This is a genomic window from Janthinobacterium sp. SUN120 (genome assembly GCF_030397735.1).
GTDB lineage: Bacteria > Pseudomonadota > Gammaproteobacteria > Burkholderiales > Burkholderiaceae_D > Janthinobacterium > Janthinobacterium kumbetense.
Window position 1 is genome coordinate 1,169,617 of record NZ_JAPUBW010000001.1, and the last position, 26,936, is coordinate 1,196,552.

At 64.1% G+C, this 26,936-nt stretch carries 17 protein-coding genes; 4 read left to right on the plus strand and 13 right to left on the minus strand.

All coding sequences use genetic code 11. The features are described from left to right. Window positions 1-100: 100 nt before the first annotated feature. The 3 genes from purL to O0879_RS05255 form a co-directional block, all read right to left on the minus strand. Window positions 101-4,138: a phosphoribosylformylglycinamidine synthase gene (purL, locus tag O0879_RS05245; RefSeq protein ID WP_289915134.1), complete on the minus strand. Its 4,038-nt coding sequence runs from the start codon at window positions 4,136-4,138 to the stop codon at window positions 101-103. A 193-nt stretch (window positions 4,139-4,331) separates the two neighbouring features. Beyond that, window positions 4,332-5,396, minus strand: a complete 1,065-nt coding sequence (locus O0879_RS05250) for a GGDEF domain-containing protein (protein ID WP_251348899.1) — start codon at window positions 5,394-5,396, stop codon at window positions 4,332-4,334. Window positions 5,397-5,554: 158 nt separating this feature from the next. After that, window positions 5,555-6,607, minus strand: coding sequence for a GGDEF domain-containing protein (locus tag O0879_RS05255; protein ID WP_289915137.1), 1,053 nt, complete (start codon window positions 6,605-6,607; stop codon window positions 5,555-5,557). A 234-nt stretch (window positions 6,608-6,841) separates the two neighbouring features. Here O0879_RS05255 and O0879_RS05260 point away from each other — a divergent pair, with 234 nt between their 5' ends. Next, window positions 6,842-8,467 carry a response regulator gene (locus O0879_RS05260; RefSeq protein WP_099664131.1) on the plus strand — a complete coding sequence of 542 codons (1,626 nt, stop codon included), beginning with the start codon at window positions 6,842-6,844 and terminating at the stop codon, window positions 8,465-8,467. Window positions 8,468-8,674: 207 nt separating this feature from the next. Here the strand turns inward: O0879_RS05260 and O0879_RS05265 are convergent, their stop codons facing one another. The 7 genes from O0879_RS05265 to O0879_RS05295 all read right to left on the minus strand — a co-directional run bounded on the left by O0879_RS05265 (window position 8,675) and on the right by O0879_RS05295 (window position 16,612). Continuing rightward, window positions 8,675-9,769, minus strand: coding sequence for a S41 family peptidase (locus tag O0879_RS05265; RefSeq protein WP_289915139.1), 1,095 nt, complete (start codon window positions 9,767-9,769; stop codon window positions 8,675-8,677). Window positions 9,770-9,875: 106 nt separating this feature from the next. After that, entirely contained in the window at window positions 9,876-10,409 is a 534-nt protein-coding gene (locus O0879_RS05270; RefSeq protein ID WP_289915140.1) for a MarR family transcriptional regulator, read from the minus strand. A 296-nt stretch (window positions 10,410-10,705) separates the two neighbouring features. Continuing rightward, the gene (locus tag O0879_RS05275) at window positions 10,706-11,008 is read right to left on the minus strand and encodes an HNH endonuclease (RefSeq protein ID WP_289909750.1); all 303 of its coding nucleotides are present in this window, start codon (window positions 11,006-11,008) and stop codon (window positions 10,706-10,708) included. Between the two features lie 172 nt (window positions 11,009-11,180). Then, the gene (locus O0879_RS05280) at window positions 11,181-11,825 is read right to left on the minus strand and encodes a hypothetical protein (RefSeq protein WP_289915143.1); all 645 of its coding nucleotides are present in this window, start codon (window positions 11,823-11,825) and stop codon (window positions 11,181-11,183) included. 327 nt (window positions 11,826-12,152) lie between these two features. Further along, window positions 12,153-12,803, minus strand: coding sequence for a TetR/AcrR family transcriptional regulator (locus O0879_RS05285; protein ID WP_289915145.1), 651 nt, complete (start codon window positions 12,801-12,803; stop codon window positions 12,153-12,155). Window positions 12,804-12,814: 11 nt separating this feature from the next. Next, a complete protein-coding gene (locus O0879_RS05290) occupies window positions 12,815-15,241 on the minus strand; it encodes a membrane-bound PQQ-dependent dehydrogenase, glucose/quinate/shikimate family (RefSeq protein ID WP_289915148.1) in 2,427 nt (808 codons plus the stop codon). Between the two features lie 318 nt (window positions 15,242-15,559). Then, window positions 15,560-16,612 carry an NAD(P)-dependent alcohol dehydrogenase gene (locus O0879_RS05295; RefSeq protein ID WP_152257736.1) on the minus strand — a complete coding sequence of 351 codons (1,053 nt, stop codon included), beginning with the start codon at window positions 16,610-16,612 and terminating at the stop codon, window positions 15,560-15,562. Window positions 16,613-16,791: 179 nt separating this feature from the next. On the opposite strand from O0879_RS05295, the gene O0879_RS05300 reads away from it, so the two are divergent. Continuing rightward, window positions 16,792-17,754: an AraC family transcriptional regulator gene (locus tag O0879_RS05300; protein WP_289905131.1), complete on the plus strand. Its 963-nt coding sequence runs from the start codon at window positions 16,792-16,794 to the stop codon at window positions 17,752-17,754. On the opposite strand, the gene O0879_RS05305 is transcribed toward O0879_RS05300, so the two are convergent. Next, complete coding sequence (locus tag O0879_RS05305) at window positions 17,736-21,308, minus strand: hydantoinase B/oxoprolinase family protein (RefSeq protein WP_289915149.1); 3,573 nt, start codon at window positions 21,306-21,308, stop codon at window positions 17,736-17,738. The genes O0879_RS05300 and O0879_RS05305 overlap by 19 nt on opposite strands. A gap of 132 nt (window positions 21,309-21,440) precedes the next feature. Here O0879_RS05305 and O0879_RS05310 point away from each other — a divergent pair, with 132 nt between their 5' ends. Continuing rightward, window positions 21,441-22,985 carry an NAD(P)H-hydrate dehydratase gene (locus O0879_RS05310; RefSeq protein WP_289915156.1) on the plus strand — a complete coding sequence of 515 codons (1,545 nt, stop codon included), beginning with the start codon at window positions 21,441-21,443 and terminating at the stop codon, window positions 22,983-22,985. Window positions 22,986-23,073: 88 nt separating this feature from the next. Here O0879_RS05310 and O0879_RS05315 read toward each other — a convergent pair whose 3' ends face one another. Then, window positions 23,074-23,826: an ABC transporter ATP-binding protein gene (locus tag O0879_RS05315; protein ID WP_289915158.1), complete on the minus strand. Its 753-nt coding sequence runs from the start codon at window positions 23,824-23,826 to the stop codon at window positions 23,074-23,076. Between O0879_RS05315 and O0879_RS05320 the strand changes: the two genes are divergently transcribed. After that, window positions 23,825-24,514, plus strand: a complete 690-nt coding sequence (locus O0879_RS05320; protein WP_289915161.1) for an arylesterase — start codon at window positions 23,825-23,827, stop codon at window positions 24,512-24,514. The two genes, O0879_RS05315 and O0879_RS05320, sit on opposite strands and share 2 nt — an antisense overlap. A 169-nt stretch (window positions 24,515-24,683) precedes the next feature. On the opposite strand, the gene O0879_RS05325 is transcribed toward O0879_RS05320, so the two are convergent. Beyond that, a complete protein-coding gene (locus O0879_RS05325; protein WP_289915163.1) occupies window positions 24,684-26,609 on the minus strand; it encodes a SurA N-terminal domain-containing protein in 1,926 nt (641 codons plus the stop codon). Window positions 26,610-26,936: the final 327 nt, after the last annotated feature.

Consider the following 26,936-nt stretch of genomic DNA (forward strand, 5'->3'; position numbering starts at 1 on the left):
CTTGACGTAAAAAAGCCGCTGTCTCCCGGCAGCGGCTTTCTCATTCCTACCCCAGCAGCAGCGCCTCGAACCAAGACGCCGCGCCGCAAATAGCTCTGAATTACCCCACAAACTTCCGCGCATTCCTGAACATGCGCATCCACGGCGAATCCTCGCCCCATGCTTCAGGGTGGTAGGACTGTTGCACGCTGCGGAATACGCGCTCCGCGTGCGGCATCAGCACGGTGAAGCGGCCGTCTGGCGTGGTGACGGAGGTGATGCCTTCCGGCGAGCCGTTCGGGTTGTATGGATACGCTTCGGTGGCGGCGCCCTTGTTGTCGACGAAGCGCATGGCTTTGGTGACCTGGGTGATGTCGCCCGTTTGCGAGAAGTCGGCGTAGCCTTCGCCGTGGGCGATGGCGATGCCGGCTTGGGTGCCGGCCATGCCATTGAAGAAGATCGATGGGGAATCCATCACTTCGACCATGGCAAAGCGGCCTTCGAATTTCTCCGACTTGTTGCGCGTGAATTTAGGCCAGGCGTGGGCGCCGGGGATGATGGATTTCAGGTTGCTCATCATCTGGCAGCCGTTGCAGATGCCGAGGCCGAAGCTGTCCGTGCGGTTGAAGAAGCGCGCGAACTGTTCCGCCAGGCTGGCGTTGAACAGAATCGTTTTCGCCCAGCCTTCGCCCGCGCCCAGCACGTCGCCGTAGGAGAAGCCGCCCACAGCGATGACGCCCTGGAAGTCGTCCAGCTTGACGCGGCCGGCAATCAGGTCGCTCATATGCACGTCGACCGCCGTGAAGCCTGCCTGGTGCATCACGTACGCCGTCTCGATGTGCGAGTTGACGCCCTGCTCGCGCAGGATGGCGACGCGCGGACGCACGCCCGTGGCGATGAATGGCGCGGCGATGTTGTCGTTCTGGTCGAAGGTGACGATAGGCGACATGCCCGGATCTTGCACGTCCAGCAGGCGGTCGTATTCGGCGTCCGCGCAGGCCGGATTGTCGCGCAGGCGGGCGATGCGCCAGCTCGTTTCGCTCCACAGGCGGTGCAGCTCGGCGCGCGGCTGGGTGTAGATCAGCTTGGCGTCGCGCGTGAATTCGATCACGTCGCGGTCGTTCAATTTGCCGATGATATGGCTGTAGGCGCCCAGGTTGAAGGTGCGCAGCACGTCCATGACGAGCGATTTTTCTTCCGCGCGCACCTGGATGACGGCGCCCAGCTCTTCGCTGAACAGGGCGCGCAGGGTCAGTTCGTTGCGGCGTTCCGCCACCTGGCCGGTCCAGTTCTTGGCGTCGCCCCAGTCGCTCGAGTGCTCGCCTTCCATGGTCAGCATGTCCAGGTTGACGGACATGCCCGTATGGCCGGCGAAGGCCATTTCCGTCAGGGTGGCGTACAGGCCGCCGTCCGAACGGTCATGGTAAGCCAGCAGCTTGTCGTCGCTATTGAGCTTTTGAATGGCCGCGAAGAAGCCTTTCAAGTCTTCCGCGCTGTCCACGTCCGGCGTTTCATTGCCCAGCTGGCCCATGACTTGCGCCAGCGCAGATGCGCCCAGGCGGTTCTTGCCGCGGCCCAGGTCGATCAAGATCAAGGACGTGTCGCCCTTGTCCGTTTTCAGCTGCGGCGTGAGCGACTTGCGCACGTCCGTCACCGGCGCGAACGAGGAGACGATCAGCGACACGGGCGACGTGACGGATTTCGCCGCGCCCGTGCTCTCGTCTTTCCACGTCGTGCGCATCGACAGCGAATCCTTGCCGACGGGGATGCTGATGCCCAGCGCCGGGCACAGGTCCATGCCGACGGCTTTTACCGTGTCGTACAGGGCGGCGTCCTGGCCAGGCTGGCCGCAGGCGGCCATCCAGTTGGCGGACAGCTTGATGTCGGAGATGTCGCCGATGGCTGCTGCGGCGATGTTGGTGACGGCTTCGCCCACGGCCATGCGGCCCGAGGCGGCTGCGTCGATGACGGCCAGCGGCGTGCGTTCGCCCATGGCCATCGCTTCGCCCAGGTAGCCTTCAAAGCTCATGGTGGTGACGGCGCAATCGGCCACCGGCACTTGCCATGGCCCTACCATCTGGTCGCGCACGGTCATGCCGCCCACGCTGCGGTCGCCGATGGTGATCAGGAAGGATTTGTCGGCCACGGTCGGCAGCAGCAGCACTTTTTGCGCTACATCAACCAGGTCCATGCCCGTCAAGTCGATGGCCGGGAAATCGTTGGCCACGTGGACCACGTCGCGCTGCATCTTGGGCGGCTTACCCAGCAAGACGTCCATCGGCATGTCGACCGGCTCGTTACCGAGTTCCGGGTCGATCAGCTTCAATTGACGCTCTTCGGTGGCCACGCCCACGGCGGCGAACAGGCAGCGTTCGCGTTCGCACATGGCCTTGAACAGCGGCAGGCTTTCCGGCGCGATGGCCAGAACGTAGCGTTCCTGCGATTCATTGCTCCAGATTTCCTTCGGCGCCATGCCCGATTCTTCCAGCGGCACCTTGCGCAGGTCGAAAATCGCGCCGCGCTTGGCGTCGTTGGTGATTTCCGGGAAGGCGTTCGACAAGCCGCCCGCACCCACGTCGTGGATGGAGATGATCGGATTGTCCGCGCCCATTTGCCAGCAGGCGTTGATGACTTCCTGGGCACGGCGTTCCATTTCCGGATTGCCGCGCTGGACGGAGTCGAAGTCCAGGTCGGCCGTGTTGCTGCCGGTGGTCATCGACGAGGCGGCGCTGCCGCCCATGCCGATGCGCATGCCCGGGCCACCCAGCTGCACCAGCAGGCTGCCGACGGGGATGTCGTTCTTGTGCGTGTGCTGCGCCGAGATATTGCCGATGCCGCCAGCGATCATGATCGGCTTGTGGTAGCCGAAGACGGCGTCTTTGTCCGTGCCGACGTTCTGTTCATACGTGCGGAAGTAGCCGCCCAGGACCGGACGGCCGAATTCGTTCGAGAACGCGGCGCCGCCCAGCGGGCCTTCGATCATGATTTGCAGGGGCGAAGCGATGCGTTCCGGTTTGCCGTATTGATCTGCGTCAGTACGCGCGGCCAATGGCGCCGTTACGGAAGCGGCCGTTTCCCAGCTGCGCACGGCATCCGGCAGCGACAAGTTCGATACGGTGAAACCCGTCAAACCGGCTTTCGGCTTGGCGCCGCGGCCCGTCGCGCCTTCGTCGCGGATCTCGCCGCCCGCGCCCGTCGAGGCGCCGGGGAATGGAGAAATCGCCGTCGGGTGGTTATGCGTTTCCACCTTCATCAGGGTGTGCGTCAATTCCGTCGACGCCGCGTATTCGTGCTTGTCGCCGCGCGGGTAGAAGCGCGACACGGTGGCGCCTTCCATGATGGACGAGTTGTCGCTGTAGGCGACGACGGTGCCTTTCGGCTGCAGTTCATGCGTGTTCTTGATCATGCCGAACAGGGATTTCGGCTGCGCCACGCCGTCGATGGTCCAGTCGGCGTTGAAGATCTTGTGGCGGCAATGCTCGCTGTTCGCCTGCGCGAACATCATCAGTTCCACGTCCGTCGGGTTGCGGCCGGCCTTGGTGAAGGCGGCGTCCAGGTAGTCGATTTCGTCTTCCGACATCGCCAGGCCCAGTTCCGTGTTCGCCGTTTCCAGTGCGCGCTTGCCCTGCCCCAGCAAGTCGATCGATTCCAATGGACGTGCTTCCAGGGTGCGGAACAGGTCCTTGGCGTCGTCCGCGCTGCGCAGCACGGATTCCGTCATGCGGTCGTGCAGCAGGTCGGCCACGGCCTGTACCTGCTCGTCCGTCAGTTTGCCGGCGCCAATGGCGCTGCCCAGGATGCCCGATTTCAGGTTGATGCGGAAAGCGATGCCGCGTTCGACGCGCTTGATGTGCGCCATGCCGCAATTGTGCGCGATGTCGGTGGCTTTCGAAGCCCACGGCGAAATCGTGCCGAAACGGGGGATGACGAAGAATTCTTCGGCAGCGCCTTCCGTATTGTCAGCGTGGGCCGGCTCGCCGTACGTCAGCAAGGCGCCAAGGCGCGTGCTGTCGTCGTTGGTGAGAGGCGCGCTGGCATCGATGAAATGGACATAGCGTGCTTGCACGGCAACAATCGCAGGCGAAACGGCTTGCAGTTGGCTTAACAGACGGTGGCTACGGAAATGGGACAGGGCATTGGAACCCGGCAGTATCAACATGATTGGAAGGTGGTTGATGCAGCGTGGCTGCGGGTTAAAGGTAGGTATGACAATATCTTTCGTACGGCAAATTTCCTTTGCGCGCATTATACCCGTTTTACCCCTGCCTTATGACCGGAACTTGGGCCTTTGCCACCCTTTTGCCCCGCACAGCGGCCATTTATGACGCGACAACAACACCGTCAGCCGACGATCAGGCGATCACGTAGCGGTTCTTGCCCTGCCGCTTGGCCAGGTACAGCGCCTCGTCGGCCAACCGGTAGCTGTGGCCCAGCTCCTTGGCCCGGTCCAGCTCGGCCACGCCCACGCTGATCGACACAAACTGTGCCGCATGGAAAGCCTGGCTGACGGCCTCGACCAGGGCGCCGGCAAAGGCGCGCGCCGCGTCGCGGTCGCCCGCGTAGACGATGCCGAATTCCTCGCCGCCCAGGCGCCCGCACAGATGGCCTTGCGCCTTGTCGGCAATGATGGCGGCCGTGCGCACCAGCACCTCGTCGCCCGCATCGTGGCCCTGCTGGTCGTTGATGATCTTGAAATCGTCGATATCGATCATCAGGAAGTACAGCATGCCGCCGTGCGGCGCGCCATGCATCTGCTGGGCGCGCTGCGTGAACATGCGGCGGTTGTTGAGGCCCGTCAAGCCGTCCTGGAAGGCCAGCCGCGTCAATTCCACCTTGGAGTGATAGTTGCGCAAACGCAATAAACTGAAGCTGACATTCAGCGCCAGCCCGAACAGCACGCTGACGGCGATCATCAGCGGCGCCCAGGATTCGTCTGGCAAGCCCGCGTTCACCGGATACAGGCCGTGCCCCACGTTCCACCACACGCCGGCCACGACGGCCAGGTAACTGAGGCCGCCATTGAAGATGGAGGCGATGGCCAGGGTCATGAAGACGCCCACGGGCAAGACCCAGAAGCTGGCGTGATGGACGGCGTCGGCCATGGTGCGCAAGCCGAAGGTCAGGGTCAGCACGGCGCAGGCGCCCGTAATGGTCAGCACGGGCAAGGTGGTGCAGCGGTAGCGCACGATCAGGCTCGTCAACATGCCCAGCAGCGCCAGCACGGCATGCGAGAAATTAGGATGGTAGGGATCGGGCATCAGCAGCCAGGTGAGGCTGTAGGCGATGATGCCCAGCAGCTGCGTCACCATGCCGACCCGGTGCAATTCCGCGAAATACGTGTGCTGCTGCTCGCTGTTGCCGCCAAAAGCGAGGGGGACGGCAATGCGCCGCAGGGTACTCATGGAAGGAAGGCGCATCACGAAGGCTGGATTTTCTCTGGTAAAGGTAAAACGCCAGCGGTCACGTCACGGTGAAACTCTGCGTCTGCGCCACATCGCGCCTGCCTACGGCTGATATATTAATACAAACAGAATACCCGCTCCCTGGCGCCTCCGCAAGACTCATGTGCATGCCGTCAGGCAATGACATAGCGGTTCTTGCCCTGGTGCTTGGCCTGGTACAGCGAGGCATCGGCCAGGCGGTAGCTGTGCGCCAGCTCCGTGTCGCAGGCCAGCTCGGCAATGCCCACGCTGATCGACACGGCCTGCCCCGGATTGAAGGCCAGGTAGACGGCATCGACGAGGCTGGCGGCGAACTGGCAGACGGCGCGCCGGTCCCCCGCGTAGACGATGCCGAACTCCTCGCCGCCCAGGCGTCCGCACAGGTGGCCGCCGCAGGCGTTCGCGATGATGCCCGCCGTCTTGACCAGCACCACGTCACCCGCGTCATGGCCCAGGGTATCGTTGATTTTCTTGAAATTGTCGATATCGATCATCAGGAAGTACATCGGTTGCGGCCGCTGCTGCAATTGCTGGGTCAATTCCGTAAAGCGGCGACGGTTGTTCAAGCCCGTCAAGCCATCCTGGTAGGCCAGGCGGGTCAGCGCCTCCCTGGCGCGAAAGTCGCGCAGGCGCAACAGACTGAAACTGATGCTGAGGACCAGGCCGAACAGCATGCTGTAGACGATCAGCAAGTTCGCCCAGGCCGCATGCGCCATGGCGGGATCGATCGGAAAATGGCCGTAGCCCAATATCAGCCAGACTGCCGCGGCAACGATGAGATACACGACGCAGCCATTGAAGATGGGCGCCGCCAGCAGCACCATGAACACGCCCACGGGCTGCATCCAGAATTCCGCTTGCCCCGCCGCCTCCGCCAGCAGGCGAAAGCAAAAGGCAATGGCGCACATGCCCACTGCGCCCCCCAGTTTCAGCACCCAGATGGCGCGCGCGGCCACATTGATGCCGATCGCCAGCACGATGCCGGCCAGCGCATACAGCAGCGCGCCCCTGTCGAGCGTATTGACATGCGGAATAAAAGCCCACACGAACAAGATACTGGCCAGGCCAAAGGACTCGCTGACGACGGCCATGCGGCGCAATTCGGGAAAATACTTCTCGGCATGCGCCCGTCCTCCGCCAAAAAGCAGGTGGTGCAGGGTTTGCCTGCGAGTGTCGGTCAAGTACATGGCGGCTTTCCAGGCGTGGTGTCAGGCATGAGCGAACGCAAAAGGTTGCTTTTAGGATACCCCGCGCCTGCCCTGCCCGCAAGCGCGCGCGCCTGCCGTGTCGCGCCGCGCGCACTCGCCTGCATTTTGTTAGCGATTTGCACTGGCTTTGCAGTATGCTGACAAATAGTAATATTATTAGACCGTCGTACCATCGAGCCGCAGAGCCATACACAGATGAACGAGAGCTGAACAATGCCAGAAACTAGCGACTTATCTGTCCTGATCGTCGACCCGAACCCCAGCATGCGGGGCAATCTGCACAATATGCTGAACCAGGCGGCCATCACCAAGGTGGAATATGCCGTCAATTCCGGCACGGCCATCCGCTTGCTGACGAAGAAACCGTTCGACATCATCCTGTGCGAATACGATCTTGGTAGTGGCACGGATGGCCAGGATGGCCAGCAATTGCTGGAAGACTTGCGCCACCACAAGTTGATCGGCCTGTGGACGATCTTCATCATGCTGACTTCCGAAGCCATCCACAGCAAGGTGATCAGCGCGGCCGAACTGACCCCGTCCGACTACATATTAAAACCGTTCACCGTCGACGTGCTGAGCGGACGCATCGCGCGCGCCATCGAGCGGCGCGCCATGTTCCTGCCCACGTATCAGCTGATCGACAAGGGCGACTTGCGCGAAGCCGTGAAAAGCTGCCGCGCGGCCGAGCTGCAGCATCCGCGCCTGGCGGCCGATTTCACCCGCCTGCGCGCCGAGCTGCACCTCACCCTGGGCGAATGGAAGGAAGCGGAACAGCTGTACGCCGACATGCTGGCCACGCGCCCCATGGCCTGGGCCCACCTGGGACTGGCGCGCACCCTGTTCGAGCAGCAGCGCCACGAAGAGGCGCAGGATGCGCTGCTGGAACTGGTGGAAATCTATCCCCGCTTCATGGCCGCCTACGACTTGCTGGCGAAGAACCACGAAGCCATGGGCCAGCAGCTGCAGGCGAAGAAAATCCTCGAAGACGCGGTGGCCATCTCGCCGCACATGGTGCGCCGCCTGCGCCACCTGGGCGGCATCGCCTATGACACGGGCGACATCGGCGCGGCCGAACGGGCGTATAAGCAGGTGGTGACGAAAGCGAAGTACTCCGAATTCCGCGATCCGGAAGACCACGTCAACTTGGTGAAAACGCTGGTAAAGAAAGGCGATGCGCCGCAGGCGAGCGGCGTGCTGCGCGACATGGAGCGCTCGCTGCGCGGCGGCGCCAACGTGGAAGCGTGCCGCGCCATCTCGGCCGCCATGCTGCATGAATTGTCGGGCAACGACATCGCCGCCGCCAGCGAACTGCAACTGGCCGCCGCCGCCCTGGACACGGCGCGGGGCCTGTCGACGCAGCTGAAGGTGGGCCTCGTGCAAAGCTGCCTGAAGAACAACCTGGAACAGGCGGCGTCCGACGTCATGATGAAACTCGTCAACGAAGCGGACAGCGAGGTGACGATGGAAGCGGCCGTGGACGTGTTTGAAAAGGCGGGCCGCCATGATCTGGCGCAAGGCATGGGCCAGCAGATCACGAACCAGGTGCAGGAACTGATGCAGGATGCGGCCAGCAAGTCGGAAAGCGGAGAGCTCAAGGGCGCCGTCTTCGTGCTGCGCCAGGCCCTGCGCAAGACGCCGGGCAACCTGCCCGTGCTGTTCGCCTCCGTCGACGCCATCTTGCGCCAGCTCAATATGCTGGGCTGGGAAGCCCCGCTGGCCGAACAGGCGCAGCACCAGATGCAGGTGATCCGCAAGATCGACCCCAAGCATCCGAAGCTGGAGTCGCTCAAGCAGCAGTATGCGGCCACGCAGCACAAATATGGTATTGCGACCTGAGTTAAGGGACGCACTGCAAACCTGCTGCGCAGCCCACTCTCGGGTCGGCGTTGCTCGCCGTACTAAAGTACGGCTGCGCTACTCAACCCGAGAGTGGGCTTGCTCGCTACGGTTTCCAGAGGCGTCGTGACGTGCGTTGGCGTCAAAAACGCGCAGGTCGGATTAGCGAGCCGCGCGCTTCTTCGCGGGCATGTCCGGCGGCTTGTATCAAGGCTCGCCCCTGAGCGTGTAGACCGGCTTCTCGGATTCGCCTTTTTCCGCCATCGCAAGCACGCGCTGCAGTTCCTTGCGCTCGCTGCCCTCCTTGGACGATGACACCAAGTTGCGCAGGATGGCGACATGCGCCGTCTGCAGCGCCTGCGCCGCGGGCACGGCGATGTCCGGCTTCACGCCGACGTGCTCCCAGTTGGTTTTGGTGACGACATTGGTCGTGCGCGCGGTCGGGATCGAGACGATGATGTCCTGCCCCAGGTTGTACCAGCTCACGGGATTGGAGCCGCCGCCGGTGGTTTCCCCGACCACCGTGCCGCGCTTCTGCGCCTGGATGCCATAGGAGAAGTCCTCGCCGGCGGAAAACGTGCGGGCCGAGGTCAGCACGTACACGGGCTTGTCGTAACGCTGCGCGACCGTCTTCACGGTCCAGAACTGCCGCGTCAGACCGGTCGGGCGATCGTACATGTCGATCAGGTGGCGCTCGTCGCCGAGCGGGAAGAAATGACTCATCAGGTAAGCCACGCTGGCCGGGCTGCCGCCGCCGTTGCGGCGCAGGTCGAGGATCAGCGCATCCGTCCCCGCCATGAGCGACATCGCCGCCGTGTACGCCGCGCTGACGTATTCCGGGCCGCCGAAGCCGCGCAGCTCGATATAACCGACGTTGCCGGGAAGGCGTTCGATCTTCTCGATGTCATAGCCGCGCCGCGCGGTCTGGTCGCGCCATTCGTCCGTCTTGGCGCGGCTAGGCAGCTCGGGGGTGGCGCTGCGCTCGCGAAGGCCTTCGTACACTGCGGTGCCGAAATGCAAGTCGCCGCTCAATTCCCGCAAGTCCTTTGCCAGCGCCGTACTGAACGCCTGGGTGTTGGCGGCGCTCGCATAGCCTCCTTCGGCATTTTTCCTGGCGATCGCAGTGCCGACCCGTTCGGCCACGGCCGGTTCGATGTAATTCGCGTTCATTTTCGTGACCAATGTCTGCACGATCGCAGTGCGGCCGGACGCGTTCAACGCGGTGTCCGCCGCCGCAAAAGCCTGAAACGACACCAGCGTACCCACTACGACAGCTGCGACAAATTTCTTGCTACCTGACATACATTCCTCCAAGTTGGACTGCGAAGCGATTGATCGTTGTGTGAAAAATACACGTGATGCCCCCCGGGCGCGTCATCGAAGCGGCGCCTGGGCAGGCATGCCTGCATCATTCGGGTTGATCGTCCAGGTGTGGCCGTGCCTGCGCCGGAGCGGTATCGAGCTGCGGCCCGCCGTCGCGCAGGCGCCGCAAGTTGGCGTCGCGGATGCGCGCGCCGAAGGAACGTGTCTCGAGTACGGCGATCGCCTGTCCGAGGCAGGCGGACAAGGGAAACGCCAGTTCCGCATCGAGGCTGTCGGCCGCCGATTTGGTCGCCTGCCAGCACACGCGCAGGCGCGGCAGCAGCGTTTCGCCAGCGGCGCTGAGGCGCACCACGCGCTGCCTGCCGTCTGCACCGCCGGCGGCCACCGTCAACAGGCCCTTTTTCACCATCAGGGCCACCGTCTGCGTCGCGGCCGGCTGCGTGAGGCCGGCCAGGGCCGCCAGCTCGCCGATGGTCGCGCTAGCCTGCTCGGCCAGCACCCGCATCACCGGTGTGTAGCGCGGCCGGTAATCCAGCCCCGCGTCCACGTAGGCTTGCTCGACCGCGCCGTCCAGCAGTTCGATGAGATGTCGTAATTGTGTGCCGAGTCCAGGTTTCATGGAACCATGGTAGCACCATTTACATAAGAGCTTATATAAATATTTTACATATTTGAAAACCTTTACGGCGAGCCGCCGCCGGAGGCTGCCGCGTGGAACTCAGGAAGATGAGAGACGAGATGAGGTGAAAAACGGATGGATGGCGTCTGGGGCCAACGGGGGCTTCCCCGCCATGACGGATGGCGAAGGATGCCCTGTCCGACCGGGCTGGCATCAGCAGCGCGCCGGCTACTGCGCGCCGCAGGTCATCGCCTGCATTTACGCCAGGTTATAGACTGTTTCCAGGACCGCGATTGTCAGCGCGGCAATTTATACCGTATCAGCAGCGTAGGTCCCTTGCCGCCGGATGGCGTCAGCAGTATCTCGTCACCGGGCAGCATCTCTTCATACATCACCGTGCAACAGGTCGGCATCGAGTGGCCGCGCGCCGGATAGACACCGACATCGGTGTGCAGGGTTGCAGCGCGCACGTCCACACTGGTCTTGCCGGCCTTTCCCTCTTCTTGCAGCAGTTTGCGCAATGCGGTGACGAAGTCCCCTTTGCTGAGCCTGGCAGGCGTCTGGCTGGCTTGCGGGCGCGCGGTTGCGTCGTTTTTCATGGCAGTTTCTTTCAGTGTATACATTCCCGCCACTATATCATCCGCCCCCTGGCGGCATCAGGCCAAAATAGACGCCAGCCCTGGCCGCTTAAGCTCTGCTGATGGTGCGCTCCGGCGGAACTCGCAGGCAGGTGACTCTTATTTCTTTCCGAGGCAGGTGCAACAGGCCGGCTTAGCTAAAGTCCAACATGATTAAAATAGTACTCGATGGAGTGTCGTAGAACATCAAAAGCTTATCTGCTCCATGGTCCCGATAGCGATACCCAACCAATATCCCAATTAATCGATATCGCTGCCCCTGTTCGTTTAGCGGATGAGTGAAGTTGACGCCATTAACCGTCTCGTCCTCGCGCATCATCCGAGATGGCCTGAATCCCCATTTAGCCACCTCATCAGGCAAGGAGAGATCGTTGGTCCAGTTGCCGGCCAGGGCATTTCCTCCAAAAGCGGTGCCCCAACCAAAGCTGTCAGATTGCCTATTCATGAGACCCTGCTCATGCCATGCGCACCTACGCTCGGCATAGCTTTTGTTGGCCTCCCCGTACCAAAAATCAGCCTCCACATCATGCTCCCGATTAATCGCAAAATAGCGCCAATCCCCGGCGAATCGATACTTTGATCCTATCCGAACGAACTTAATCCATGCTTCGCCACAGTGAGGACCGTAGTAATCCGTGCTGCCTTCGCCCAAAGCACCATCATACGGCTCTATGGGCAAGACGAAGTGGAACTGCCCCGTCCACGTAGGGTCGACCTGTGCTGCGGGTATGGTTAGAATAGGATGGAACACTTTCAGATGGAGCCCGACGTCTTCCATAAAGACGTCGTCTGGATCAGGATAGGGCACGAATCCGGGAGGGACTACTAAATTTTGAGCCATTGATGATGCAACCTTATGTAAATAGTGACTTACATAAGCCAGACGTTTCTCGGAGATGGAAACCGCATTTATTTTGCATCATTATGCAAAAATATTTTTTTGGATTGCAACGGGTTCACACGACACCGCAGAACTGCTCATCAACATCGCCGAAAGGCGGCCAACCGCATCCCGGTCGCGCAGATCGGATTAACAGGGCCGCCGAAGCACGCAAGCGCGTCATTCGAATACCAGCGGCCAACAGACTCTTCTCGGATTGCGGCCCTAGCGGGCCGACTCCGCCTTGCGCGCCACCCTTGCCACCACCAGTTCGATCAGCTCCGCGATCAGGGGCCGGAACGTGGCCGCATTGCCGCCCTGCCCCAGCATGACGGTGCGCGTGGTCAGGTGCGAAAAGACGGCGTCGAACAGGATCTGCGGCAGGTTGGAAAACGAGGTGTCGGGCGCGATGCGGCCCTGGGCGCGCTGCTGTTCCAGCAGACGCAAAATCAGTGCGTGCCACACTTGCGGGCCGTGTTCGTACCAGGTCAGGCCGACGGCCGGCACGGCGGCCGCACCCGTGACGACGAGGCGGTAGAAATCCACGTGGCGGGGGCTGGTGACGACGGCCACCAGTTCATCGAGGATCAGCTGCAAGCCCTGTTCCAGGCCCGCTTGCGAGGTATCGAGGCGGCGCAGGTCGATGATGAAATCGGCGCACAGGTATTCGACCACCGCCACCAGCAGCTCCTGCTTGCTGCCGAAGTAGCGGTAGGCCGTGGCCTTCGAGCCGCCCGCCGCGGCCACGATGGCGTCCATGCTGACGCCGTCGTAGCCGGAAGCGAGGAAGAGGTCCGCCGCCGCCACCAGCAGCTTGCGCCGCCGCTCCTCGCTTCGGGTACTCGGGGAAGCTGGAACGGTGCGCAACTGGGGCATGAAGCAAACTCTTACTGTGTCTTGGGAAGCGCGTATGCTATCACGTAATCTCCCCGGTCCGGGCTCTGGCGGGCGCCGCCCGCCGCCACCACGACGTACTGGCGGCCCGACTTGGGCGACACATACGTCATCGGCGTGCCTTGCGAACCCACGGGCATGCGCGCCTTCCACACTTCACGTCCCGTCGCGATGTCCATGGCGCGCAAATAATAATCCTGCGTGCCCGCATAAAACACGAGGCCCGACGCCGTGCTCACGCCGCCGCCCAGGGTGGGCATGCCCAGCGGGATGGGCAGCCGCGCGCGCACGCCGTTGATGACGGCGTCCTGCACCGTGCCGGCCGGACGCTCCCACACTTTCGTGCGCGTCTTCAAATCGATGGCGGCAAACACGCCCCACGGCGGACTTTGGCAAGGTATGCCCAGCGGCGAATTGAAGGCCTTGTGGTCGATGACGAAGGGCGTGCCATCCATCGGATAGGTGCTGCCCACGCCGTGGCCCGACGTCAGCTTGGCCACGTCCACCGTTTCGCGCGGCACCAGCCTGACCACTTGCGGCATGCGGATATCGTTGACGAACATATAGCCATTGCTTTCATCGACGGCCGCGCCGCCCCAGTTGAAGCCGCCGTAGTAGCCCGGATAGATCAAGGTCTCTTGCGTGCTTGGCGCCGTGAACTCCCCTTTGTAATTGAGCTTGCGGAAGCTGATGCGGCACGCCAGCTGGTCGAAGAAGGTGGCGCCCCACATGTCGCGCTCCGTCAGGGTTTCCGCGCCGAGGGCCGGCATGCCGGTGGAATATGGCTGCGTCTTTGCCACCCAGTCGCCGGCCGCGTGCTCCTGCGGCACGGGCTTTTCCACCACGTCGGCAATCGGCTTGCCCGTGCGGCGGTCCAGCATGAAGATCTGGCCCCGCTTGGTCAGCTGCACCAGTGCGGGAATCTTGCCGCCCTTGCCGTCCGGGACGTCGTACAGGGCCGGCTGCGCCGCCACGTCGTAATCCCAGATATCATGGTGGACGGTTTGATACGTCCAGCGTTCGCGGCCCGTGGCCATGTCGAGGGCAACGATGGCCGACGCGTATTTTTCCGTCAGCGGCGGGCGCTTGCCGCCCCAGAAGTCCGGCTGCTCGTTCCCCGTCGGCAGGTAGACGAGGCCCAATTCATCGTCGAAGGCCGGGGTCGACCACATGTTCGGCGTGCTGCGCGTGTAGGTCTGCCCTTCCGGCGGCAGCTTGGTGATGGCCGGATTGCCCAGGTCCCAGGCCCACACCAGTTCCCCCGTGTCGGCGCTGTACGCGCGCACGACGCCCGACGGTTCATCGGTGGAGCGGCCGTCGAAGACCCAGCCGCCGAGGATGATCAGGTTGCGCGCCACCGTGGGCGCGGACGTGTAGGCGTAGTACGGCACGTTCATTTTCACCTTGCCCAGGCCGACGGTGAGGTCGACGGAACCCTTGTCGCCGAAGCCCTCGCACTGCTTGCCCGTCTGCGCGTCGATCTCGATCAGGCGCGCATCCATGGTCACTTGCACGATGCGCTTGGCGCACGCGCCCGCCGCCGGCGCGCCGGCCGCCTGCATGCCCTCGACACGGAACGGCTTTGTCACTTTGGCCGGCTCGTAGTAGCCGACACCGCGGCAGCGGTTCCACGTCTTCGTGTTGGCCGGCTTCGGATCGAAGGTCCAGCGCTCCTTGCCCGTGTCCGCGTCCAGCGCGATGACCTTGCTGGTCGGCGTGCACGTATAGATGGTGTCGCCGATCTGCAGCGGCGTATTCTGCGATTCGGACGCGCCCTCGGCCAGCTCGCCCGTGCGGTAACTCCACGCCACTTGCAGCTGGCCGACATTCTGCTGGTCGATCTGCGTGTACGGCGCGAAGCGCGTGCCTTTCGGCCCATGGCCATAATGCGCCCAGTTGGCGCTGCCGTCATTGACGGGCGTCACGGCATCCTGCTGCGGCTGCGCGGTGGCTTCCAGCACGCCGTGCGGCTGGAACATGGAGGCAAAGCCGGCCACCAGCACGACGGCAAACAGGGCCGCGAAGCCGCGCGACTGGCCGCTGTGGCCACGGCCTGCCAGCCACGGATGCAGCAAGGCGGCCACGAGGCCGATGACGAGGAATGGCGCCAGGCGCGGCACCATGGGCCAGAAGGCGAAGCCGATTTCCCACACGGCCCACAGCAAGGTAGCCAGCACGAGCGCGGCGACGATGCCACTAGCCAGCGGCTTGCGGCGCCAATACAGCACGCCGGCCAATATTAAACCGAGACCGGCCAGCAGGTAATACCAGGAACCACCGAGAGTAATCAGTTCGATGCCACCCGCCGCCAGGGCCAGGCCGGAACATCCGAGAAAAACGCCAAAAACCGCCAGGGCAATGCGCTTGCCCCTGGAGACCGCCGGGATCGCCGTCGCTCCATTCTTTGTTGAAGTGTCCATTTTTTATCCATGACGCCTCCCCTGCCCAGGCCAACACGCCGGGGATGGCTGATTTTTTAAATCTACGTAGTGAAACTGTACTGTACGGTTTCATTTTATGCCGATTTTTGACGCAAGGAAAGAAAAATTGACAAGGGAGCTTGATTTTTGGCGGGGATGGGATGGCGCTGCGACGTCGGCATGCCGGTGTTGACCTGGAGCGTGCTCCGCCGGAACGCCCGAAAAACGCCCAGGGCTAGGCGCCGCGTCGAAGACAGTACGAATAGTACGGCGAGACGCGGCAACAACGCCCTGGGCGTTTTCTCGGGTGTTCCCCTTTTATTCCGCGAGCGACGCCATGTCGATGACGAAGCGGTAGCGTACATCGCTCTTTACGACGCGCTCGAACGCCTCATTGATATCCTGGATGCGGATGATCTCGATGTCCGACACGATGTTGTGCTTGCCGCAGAAATCCAGCATTTCCTGGGTTTCCTTGATCGAGCCGATCATGGAGCCGGACAGGCTGCGTCGCGCGCCCACCAGGCCGAAGGCGCTGATCGGCGGCACGGCGCCGTCCGGGATGCCGACGATGACCATGCTGCCATCGACCTTCAGCAGGTTGATGTACTGGTTCCAGTCGATCGAAGCGCCCACGGTGCAGATGATCAGGTCGAAGGTACCGGCCAGTTTGCTGAACGTTTCCGCATCGTTGGTGGCGTAGTAGTGATCGGCGCCCAGGCGCAGGCCGTCTTCGCGCTTCGACAGGGTCTGGCTCAGCACCGTCACTTCGGCGCCCATGGCGTGGGCGATCTTCACGCCCATGTGGCCCAGGCCACCCATGCCCAGGATGGCGACCTGCTTGCCGGGGCCGGCCTTCCAGTGGTTCAGCGGCGAGTACAGGGTGATGCCGGCGCACAGCAGCGGCGCGGCCGCGTCCAGCGGCAGGTTGTCGGGAATCGACAGCACATAGCCTTCCTTGACGACGATGCTGTCCGAGTAGCCGCCCTGCGTGGCCGTCTTGCCATCGGCTTCCAGGCCATTGTAGGTCTGGATCAGGCCGGGCATATACTGTTCCAGGTCCACGTTACGGGTCTTGCAAGTGGTGCAGGAATCGACGAAGCAGCCCACGCCCACGTGGTCGCCCACCTTGAACTTGCTGACGTTGGCGCCGACGGCCGTGACGACGCCGGCGATTTCATGGCCGGGCACCATCGGGAAGGCGGCGCCGCCCCATTCATCGCGCGCCTGGTGGATGTCGGAATGGCACACGCCGCAGTATTTGATCGAGATGGCCACGTCGTCTTCGCGCGGGGCGCGGCGCTCGAACGTGAACGGTTGCAGTGCGGAGGTCGGGCCCAGTGCGGCGTAGCCTTTGGCGATGGTGGTCATGAAAACTCCTGTATCTATATGTGTGTAACGAGGGGGAACGCGTGCCATGCATGCGATTGCACAAGTGTGCCCGAGAAGCCGTCCCGCCGTTACCGCGATCCTGCAAGACCTTTGCACGATCCTCCAAATCTGCGTAAGATCAACCCCTGCCCTCCCTCGCCTGACGCATACTGCCACCCATGCCTACCTTACTCCTGCCCCAAGATGAAATCGCCGCCCTGATCAGCCGCCACGCGCCGCGCACGGGCGATTACGCGACGGCCATCGGCAACCTCACCTTCCACCGCCAGTCGTCCGTCACGGAGTCGCTGTTCCATGCGGCGCGCCCCAGCGTGGCCATCATCGCGCAAGGAGCGAAGGACGTCACCCTGGGCACGGAAACCTTCCATTACAGCCGCATGCAGTATCTGCTGACGTCCGTAGACCTGCCGGTGCAGGTGCGCGTGGTGGAAGCGAGCGTGGACAAGCCGCACCTGTGCGTGGTGCTGGGCATCGACATCGCCGACGTGGCCGCGCTGCTCGATAGCGAAAGCGGCGGCGACAGCGCCGCGCAGCAGAAAATCCTGCCCGCCACGCGCGGCATTTCCGTCAGCGACGTGTCGCCCGAGCTGCTCGACGCCATGCTGCGCCTCGTGCGCCTGCTCGACAAGCCGGGGGAGATCGCCGCGCTGGCGCCCCTGATCCGCCGCGAGCTGACCTACCGCCTGCTCAATGGCCCCGTGGGCGCGCGCCTGCGCCACATGGCGCTGGCCAGCAGCCAGTCGCACCAGGTGGGGCAAGCCATCGACTGGATCAAGCACCATTACGCGCAGCCGCTGCGCATCGAGCACCTGGCCGGCATGGCGAACATGAGCATGTCGTCGCTGCACCACCACTTCAAGGCGATTACCGCCATGACGCCGATGCAGTACCAGAAGCTGCTGCGGCTACAGGAAGCGCGGCGATTGATGCTGGTCGAGCAGATCGACGCGGGCACGGCCGGCTACCGGGTCGGCTACGCCAGCGAATCGCAGTTCAGCCGCGAATACAGCCGCCAGTTCGGCCGCGCGCCCATGCGCGACGTGGGTCAGGTGCGCGCGCAGCTCAGCGGCGCCGGGGCCGCCAGTGCCAGTGCCGACCTGGCCTATTCCGTCTTGCCGTAGCCGCCGCCGCCCGGCGTTTCGATGACGAACACGTCGCCCGCCCGCATGTCCGTCTTGCCGATATGCGCCAGGTGCTCGATGCTGCCGTCAGCCCGCTCCACGTAATTGCGCCCCAGCGCGCCGGCCTCGCCGCCAGCCATGCCGAACGGCGGAATCATCCGGTTGTTCGACAGGATCGCCGCCGTCATCGGCTCCAGGAAGCGCACCCGGCGCACGCCGCCATTGCCGCCGTGCCAGCGCCCCGCCCCGCCCGATCCGGCGCGGATGCTGTAGCTGTCCAGGCGCACGGGGAAGCGCCACTCGAGGATTTCCGGGTCCGTCAGGCGCGAATTGGTCATGTTCGTCTGCACCACGTCCGTGCCGTCGAAGCCGGGGCCGGCGCCCGAGCCGCCCGATATCGTCTCGTAATACTGGTATTTGGCGCTGCCGAACGTGAAATTGTTCATCGTCCCCTGCGAGGCGGCCATCGCCCCCAGCGCGCCATACAGGGCGTTGGTGATGCAGGTCGAGGTTTCCACGTTGCCCGAAACGACGGAGGCAGGATACCGCGGGTTGAGCATGGAGCCGGGCGGGATGATCACGGTCAAGGGCTTCAGACAGCCGGCATTCAGGGGAATCTCGTCGTCGACGAGGGTGCGGAACACGTACAGCACGGCCGCCATGCAGACGGCGGACGGTGCATTGAAGTTGTTCGGCAGCTGGCTTGAGGTGCCCGTGAAATCGATGACGGCGCTGCGCCGCGCCACGTCGACCTTGATCGCCACCTGGATGCGCGCTCCGTTGTCCAGGTCCAGCGCGTAGCTGCCATCCTTCAGGGTCGTGATGACCCGGCGCACGGCTTCCTCTGCATTGTCCTGCACGTGGCCCATGTAGGCTTGCACGACAGCCAAGCCGAAATGCGCGACCATGTTATGCAGTTCTTCGGCCCCCTTCTGGTTGGCCGCCACCTGGGCGCGCAGGTCGGCCAGGTTTTGCCGCGGATTGCGGGCCGGCCAGCTGGCGCCCGCCAGCAGGGACAGTGTTTCCGCCTCGCGCATCACGCCCGTGGCGCCGTCGACCAGCTTGAAATTGTCGATCAACACGCCCTCCTCCTCGATGCGCGTGGAGTCCGGCGGCATGGATCCGGGCGTGGTGCCGCCGATGTCCGCATGGTGGCCGCGCGAGCCCACGTAGAACAGGATGGCACCGCCCTTTTCATCGAAGACGGGCGAAATCACCGTCACATCGGGCAGATGCGTGCCGCCGTGGTACGGGTCGTTCAGCATGAAGACGTCGCCCGGCCGCATGGCGCCCGCATTGCGCGTCATGACGGTGCGGATGCTCTCGCCCATGGAACCGAGGTGCACGGGCATGTGCGGCGCATTGGCGATCAAGTGGCCTTGCGCATCGAAGATGGCGCAGCTGAAATCGAGCCGCTCCTTGATGTTGACGGAATGGGCCGTATTTTGCAGGCGCAGGCCCATCTGCTCGGCGATCGACATGAACAGGTTGTTGAAAATTTCCAGCATCACGGGGTCGGCATCAGTCCCGATGGCGCGCCGCTCCGGCAAGGCGGCGACCCTGCGCAAGATCAAATGGCCGTGCGCCGTCACTTGCGCGCGCCAGCCCGGTTCGATCACGGTGGTGGCGTTGGCGTCGCTGACGATGGCCGGGCCGTCGATGGCATCACCGGGGCGCAGGCTGTCCGCCGCATACAGGCCGCTGTCGCGCCATGCACCGGCGCAGTAGATCTGCACCGTCTGCACGGGCGCCAGCGCGCCAGCGCGGGCCGCATACGCCGGCGTGGCCGGCTGCGGCGCATCGGATGCGCCGAGGGCTTCCACGGAGATGGCTTCCACGATCAAGGCGCGCGCCGGCATCAGGAAGGAAAAGCGTTTTTTGTACGCCGCTTCGAACTGCGCCTGCATGCTGGCCACCGTATCGAACAGCACGACGAGGGCCGAATCCGTGCCTTCGTAGCGCAGGTGCACGCGGTGCACGAGCGCGATGCGCTCGCCTGCCACGCCCTGGCGCAGCAAGTCGCCCCGCGCCTGCTCTCCCAGTGCGGCGAAATCGCGCGCCAGGTCGGCCCCCAGTGTCGCTTCGATGGCCCGCTCGCGCATGGCGCTCTGGTCGGCCAGGCCCATGCCGTAGGCCGACATCACGCCGGCCAGACTGTGGATGAACACCGTGCGCATGCCCAGCGCGTCGGCCACCAGGCAGGCATGCTGGCCGCCCGCGCCGCCAAAGCTGGTGAGCGTATATTCCGTGACGTCGTGGCCCCGCTGCACGGAAATCTGCTTGATGGCGTTGGCCATATTGCCCACGGCGATGGCGACATAGCCTTCGGCCACTTCTTCCGGCGTGGCATTGACCGTGCGCGCCAGCGCTTCGAACTGGGCGCGCACCGTGGCCGCGTCCAGCGCTTCATCGGCGTCGGGGCCGAAGACGCGGGGGAAGAACGCGGGCTGCAGCTTGCCCAGCATGACGTTGCAGTCGGTGACGGCCAGCGGGCCGCCGCGCCGGTAGCTGGCGGGGCCCGGGTTGGCGCCCGCGCTGTCCGGCCCCACCTTGTAGCGGGCGCCGTCGAAATGCAGCAGGGAGCCGCCGCCTGCGGCCACCGTGTGGATGCTCATCATGGGCGCGCGCATGCGCACGCCGGCGATCTGCGTCTCGAACACGCGTTCGAACTCGCCCGCGTAATGCGACACGTCCGTCGAAGTGCCGCCCATGTCGAAGCCGATGACCTTGTCGAAACCAGCCAGCGCGCTGGCGCGCACCATGCCGACGATGCCGCCGGCGGGACCGGACAAGATGCTGTCCTTGCCCTGGAAGGCGCGCGCATCCGTCAAGCCGCCGTTCGACTGCATGAATTGCAGGTGCACGCCGGGCAGCTCCATCGCCAGCTGGTCGACATAGCGGCGCAGGATCGGCGACAGGTAGGCGTCGACCACGGTGGTGTCGCCGCGCGCCACCAGTTTCATCATGGGGCTGACCTCATGCGACACGGACACCTGCGTAAAACCGGCTTCGCGCGCCAGCTGCGCCACCCGCGCCTCGTGCGCATGATGGCGGTAGCCGTGCATCAGCACGATGGCGATGGCGCGCACGCCGCGCGCATGGGCTTGCGCCAGCGCGGCCTGCGCGGCCGCTTCGTCGAGCGGCGTCACGACGTCGCCGTGGGCGCCCACCCTTTCGTCGATCTCGATCACGTCACCATACAGCAGTTCGGGCAGGATGATCTTGCGCGCGAACAATTGCGGGCGGTTCTGGTAGGCGATGCGCAAGGCGTCGCGAAAACCCCGCGTGATGGCCAGCACGGTGGGTTCGCCCTTGCGTTCGAGCAGCGCATTGGTGGCGACCGTCGTGCCCATCTTGATGGCGCCCACCTGCTCCACGGGCAGCGGCGCACCGGGCGCAAGGCCCATCAGCCGGCGCATGCCGGCCAGCGCCGCGTCGCGGTACTGGCCCGGATTTTCCGACAGCAGCTTGCAGGTGGCCAGGCTGCCATCGGGACGGCGCGCCACGATGTCCGTAAAGGTGCCGCCACGGTCGATCCAGAATTGCCAGTCCATCGCCTTGCCCCCGCGCTTATGTGAGATGGCTATTGTAGCCGTCAAACAGGCGCGCATTTCAGGCGTGCGCGCCTTGCCTTTCGCCCGCATCGGCCTTATGTTGAAGACATGCTGACTAACGGAACACGCTCCATGCCCCTGATCGACTCTGCAACACCGCTGTACTCCATCGCCGAACTGCGCGCCATCGAACAGGCGGCCATGCGCGACTTGCCGCAAGGGCTGCTGATGCAGCGCGCGGGCCAGGCGGCCGCCAGTGCCGCCCTGAAGCTGCTGCACGCCCAGGAAGAAGGCGGCGATGCGGGCCACCGGCGCGTACTGGTGCTGGCCGGCCCCGGCGACAACGGCGGCGACGCGCTGGAAGCGGCCGCGCACCTGGCCGGCAGCGGCACCGAGGTGCTCGTCTGGCTGGCGCCCGCGGCGCAAGCCACGTCGCCCGAGCGCGAACAGGCGCTGAGCCGCGCGCGCAACAGCGCCGCGCGCTGCATGGATGCGGCAACCAGCACGGCGTCGGCCGCCGTGGGCGCCGCGCCGTGGCACCTCGTCATCGATGGCCTGTTCGGCATCGGCGCGTCGCGTCCCCTGGACGGCGAATGCCGCGACGTGGTCCATCTGGTGAACCAGCTCGATTGCCCCGTGCTGGCGCTCGACGTGCCCAGCGGCCTGCACGCGGACACGGGCGCCATCGACGGCGTCGCCATCCGCGCCACGCATACGCTCACCTTCATCGGCGACAAGCCTGGCCTGCACACGGCAAATGGCCGCGACCATGCGGGCGAAGTGGAAGTGGCCGCGCTGGCCATCGATCCCGCCCTGCTGCTGCCGGCGAAGGCGCAGCTGGGCGGCCTGCACCTGTTCGCCCGCCAGCTGCAGCCGCGCCGGCAAAACACGCACAAGGGCAGCTACGGCAGCGTGGCCATCATCGGCGGCGCGCAAGGCATGGCCGGCGCGCCCATCCTGGCCGCCCGCACGGCCCTGCATGCGGGCGCGGGACGGGTGTATCTCGCCTTTCCCGACGCGCCGCCCGCGTTTGACAGCGGCCAGCCGGAACTCATGTGCCGGCACGCCCGGGACGTGGATTTCTCGGGCCTGCACTTCGCCGCGCTGGTGGCCGGGCCGGGCCTCGGCGACAAGGCCGGCACGGTGGAGCTGCTGCTGCGGGCGTTCGACAGCGACAGCCCCCTGCTGCTGGACGCCGACGCGCTGAACCTGATGGCGGCCGAGCCGGAGCTGCAATCGGCGCTGGCCGTGCGCACGGGCGCGGGGGCGACGATTTTGACCCCGCATCCGCTGGAAGCGGCGCGCCTGCTCGACATGACGGTGGCCGAGGTGCAAGCCGACCGCCTGGGCGCGGCGCGCCAGCTGGCCACGCAGCTGGGCGTCATCGTCGTCTTGAAAGGGTCGGGCACGGTGATCGCCGCGCCCGACGGCCAGGTCGTCGTCAACAACACGGGCGGCCCCGCGCTGGCGACGGCCGGCACGGGCGACGTCCTGGCGGGCCTGTGCGGCAGCCTGCTGGCGCAGGGCTGGCCGGAATGGGAAGCGGCGCTGGGCGCCGTGTGGCTGCACGGTGCGGCAGCCGATGCGCTGGTGGCCGCAGGCAGCGGCCCCATCGGGCTGACGGCGGGGGAATTGATCCCGGCCATCCGCAAGTTGATCAATGCCTTGTCGGTGTAATAACGACGTATTACAAGGAATGTCACGACGCCTGACAGCAAGTAGGTCGGATTAGCGCGTCAGCGCGTAATCCGACAATCAGCAGCAATCACACCAGCCTCCCCGCCGCAATCGTAATCGTGCGCCCGCATCGGGCCGCGATCGAGCTGTCGTGCGTGACGAGCACGAGGGTCGAGCCCCGTTCGCGGTTCAACTCAAACATCAGCTGGATCACGGCTTCGCCCGTGGCAGCGTCCAGGCTGCCCGTCGGCTCGTCGGCGAACAGCAGCGGCGGCTCCGTGACGAAGGCGCGGGCCAGCGCCACGCGCTGCTGCTCGCCGCCGGACAGGTATTTCGGATAGTGTTTCAGGCGGCTGCCCAGGTTCACCCTTCCCAGCATGGCTTGCGCCTTTTCCTTCGCGTCCGGGTCGCCGCGCAAATCCAGCGGCAGCATGACGTTTTCCAGCGCCGTCAGATGGGCCAGCAGCTGGAAGGACTGGAACACGAAGCCGAGCTTTTCCTTGCGAAAACCGGCGCGGCCGTCTTCGTCGAGGGCGAAGATATCGGTGCCGTCGAGCATGACCTTGCCCTCGCTGGGCGTGTCCAGGCCGGCCAGCAAGCCCAGCAAGGTAGACTTGCCGGAACCGGAGGCGCCGACGATGGCCAGCGTCTCGGCCGTTTGCACGGTAAAATCGACGCGATGCAGGATGGTCAGCTCACCATCGGCATCGGGTACGCGCTTGGCCAGCTGGACCACTTCGATGGCCGGCCGGGCCTTTTGGCTGTCGGGTGCGGCGGGCCGCTGGGCCGCTGCTTCTGACGGGAGAAAACTGGTGGAAGTCGCTTTAGGGAATTCGGGCATGCTGATCTATCTTAAAAAATTTCGTGAACAAATAAGTGTCGAGGGCGGCAACCGCCTGCGGCGGCGCACCCTGTCCTTGCTTCCTGCGGCAGCCCTGCTCCTGGTGTCAGGCATGACGAACGCCTATTCTGCACCAAAAACGCTGCTGGTGCTCGGCGATAGCCTGTCGGCCGAGTACGGGCTGGCGCGGGGCACGGGCTGGGTGGCGCTGCTGGAACAGCGGCTGCAAGCGCAAAAGAACGACACGCGCATCGTCAACGCCAGCATCAGCGGCGAGACCACCAGCGGCGGCCGCGCGCGCCTGCCCGCCCTGCTGGCGAAGCACCAGCCCGACGTCGTGCTGATCGAACTGGGCGCCAACGACGGCTTGCGCGGCTTGCCCGTGGTGGCCGCCGAAGCGAATCTGCGCGCCATGGGCGAGGCGGCCAGGAAATCGGGTGCGCAGGTGGTGCTGGTGGGCATGCGCATGCCGCCCAACTATGGCCGCGCCTACGGCGAGCAGTTCTATGGCGTGTACGGCAAGCTGGCAAAGGAATGGAAGGCGCCTTTGGTCCCCTTCATGTTCGAAGGCATCGCCGACCAGCCGCAGCTGTTCCAGGCCGACCGCATGCATCCGAATGCCAAGGCGCATCCGACGATTTTGAAAAACATCTGGCCACAGCTGGCGCCGTTGCTGAAAGCCAAGTAAGCCAGTTGTTGACGTTACCTCTAGCCCGAGGCAAAAATCCGGGGTCAGACCCGGCGGGTCTGACCCCAGCTCTACGCTGATGGTCATGCTCAGTTCATTGGCACGCACATTCCGCAGACAAAAAAATAGCCGCTCGAAAGCGGCTATTTTTATGCGTGGAAACTAAATCTTACGGTGCTTCCGGCGCTGCGACGGCTGGGGCGGTGAGCGGTTTGACGATCTTCACCTTGGCCTTGGCTTTCAGGTACTCGACGTAATCGAACATTTCCTGTTGCGCCAGGATGCCGCCGATCTGGTCTTTCTCTTGCTGGCGGCGCGCCGCGTCCACTTGCGCCGGCTGCTGCACCTTGCCGATGCGGTAGATGCCGTAGCCCAGGGCTGGCAGGTCCACGCCCACATAGGCTGGCAGCTTGCTCGTGTCGGCCTTCATGACTTGCGCGATGGCGGCACGGTTGATGCCGTCCAGCTTGCTGCGCGATACCCATTGCGCCGCGCCGAAGCCCGTCGCATCGCCCGACGCCTTCAAGGCGGCCAGCTTGGTCTCGCCCGCCTTCTTGGCCAGCTTTTCCGCTTCTTCCAGGGTCACGCGCTGACGGATCATCGCTTCGACTTCGGCCAGCGGACGCTTCGTTGCCGGCTTGAATTCCACCACGCGGCCAGCGATCAGCACGTTAGGTGCGACGGTCACGGCTTCCGTGTTGCGCTTGTCTTTCAGCGAATCGTTCGAGAAGATGGCGGCCAGGAACTTGGCGTTGTTGAACGGCGCCTTGCCCAGTGCCGGCGACGGCGTGCGCGACAGGTTGGCAACGGACTCCACTTTCAGTTTCAGCTTGTCGGCCACCGGCTTCAGGCTGTCCGATTGCTCGTAGACCGTGTTGGTGAACGTTTCCGCCATTTCCGAGTATTTCTTGGCAGCAAATTGCTTGCGCAGGTCGGCCGTGATTTCGCCGCGCACTTCATCGAGCGCACGCACGTGCTGTGGCTTGAGCGAGGTGACGGTCAGGATGTGGAAGCCGAAATCGGAAGCGACGACATCGCTGATTTCGCCTTGCTTGAGTTTCGAAACAGCGCTCAGCAGCGGTGCCGGCAAGCCATCCTTGCCGATCACGCCCAGGTCGCCGCCCTGTTCCGCGGAGGCCGGGTCTTCCGACTTGGCTTTCGCCACGGCGGCAAAGCTGGCAGGCGCCTTGCGCACGTCAGCCAGGATCGCTTCAGCCTTGGCCTTGGCGGCTGCCTTGTCGGCGGCCGAGGCGTCTTTCTTGACGGCTACGAGGATGTGGCTGGCCTGACGCGCTTCTTCCGTCGTGTAGGCTTTCTGGTTCTTCGCGTAGTAGCCGGTCACGTCCGCGTCGCTGACGTCGACTTGCTCGCCGGCGGCGCTGTCGTCCAGCACGACGTATTCGATCTTGGCTTGTTCCGGGATTTCAAAGAACTTGCTGTTCTTGTCATAGAACGCCTTGATCATGGCGTCCGTCACTTTGACTTCCGACACGTACTGGGCGATCGGCAACAGCAGTTCCTGCACTTCACGCTCTTCCGAGGTGATGTCGGACAGGCGCTTGGACACGGTGTTCGGCGCGAAGGCGGTGCCTTGCACGGCGCCGGCCAGTTGCTGCAGGGCCAGGTCGCTGCGGCGGCGCGCATCGTACATCTGCGGCGTCATGCCTTGGGCTGCCAGCATGGCCTTGTAGCGTTCCAGGTCGAATTTACCGTCCGGCAAGGTCAAGCCTGGGATTTCCAGCACTTCCTTTTGCAGCACGGCATCGCTGATGACGAGGTGGCTACGGCCCACTTCGGCGGCCACGGCGCGCTCGGCGATCAGGTTGTCGAGGATGCTCTGGCGCGCTTCCGGCGTGTCAAACATTTTTTGGTCGAACTGCTCGCCCATCATCTGGCGGTAGCGGTCGATCTGCTGGCGTTGCGCTTCTTCATATTGCTGCTGCGTAACGACCTGGTCGCCGACCTTGGCGATGGTGTTCGCGCCATCGCCGAAGCTTTGGTAGCCGCTGATACCGACCAGTGCAAAAGACGGGACGATGACCAGCATCAGGAGAAACTGCATCAAGCGTCGATGGGTACGAATAAATTCAAACATGGTCAGCCAATTCGGGATGAGTGGATCACTATAAAAAAAGGCGAACATGCGTTCGCCTTGATTTCTTCGGCGGAATGGACGGGACAGATGTCCACTTCCCCTTTAGATTCAACAACTTGGCGCTGGAACTAAAGCAGGATTCTGACGCCCAAGCCATTATCTCCTGATTCTACAATGCCCATAGCGCTATAGCAAGAGTAAATCAGGGCGCGCGCCCTGCCCTGGCGCCGCCCGGATGGCAAGGCGCCGGACTCGGGCATTTAACCCGACGCAGCTTAAAGGGGATTTAAACGCCGGCGTTTTTATTCAACACGGCAGGCGGGAATT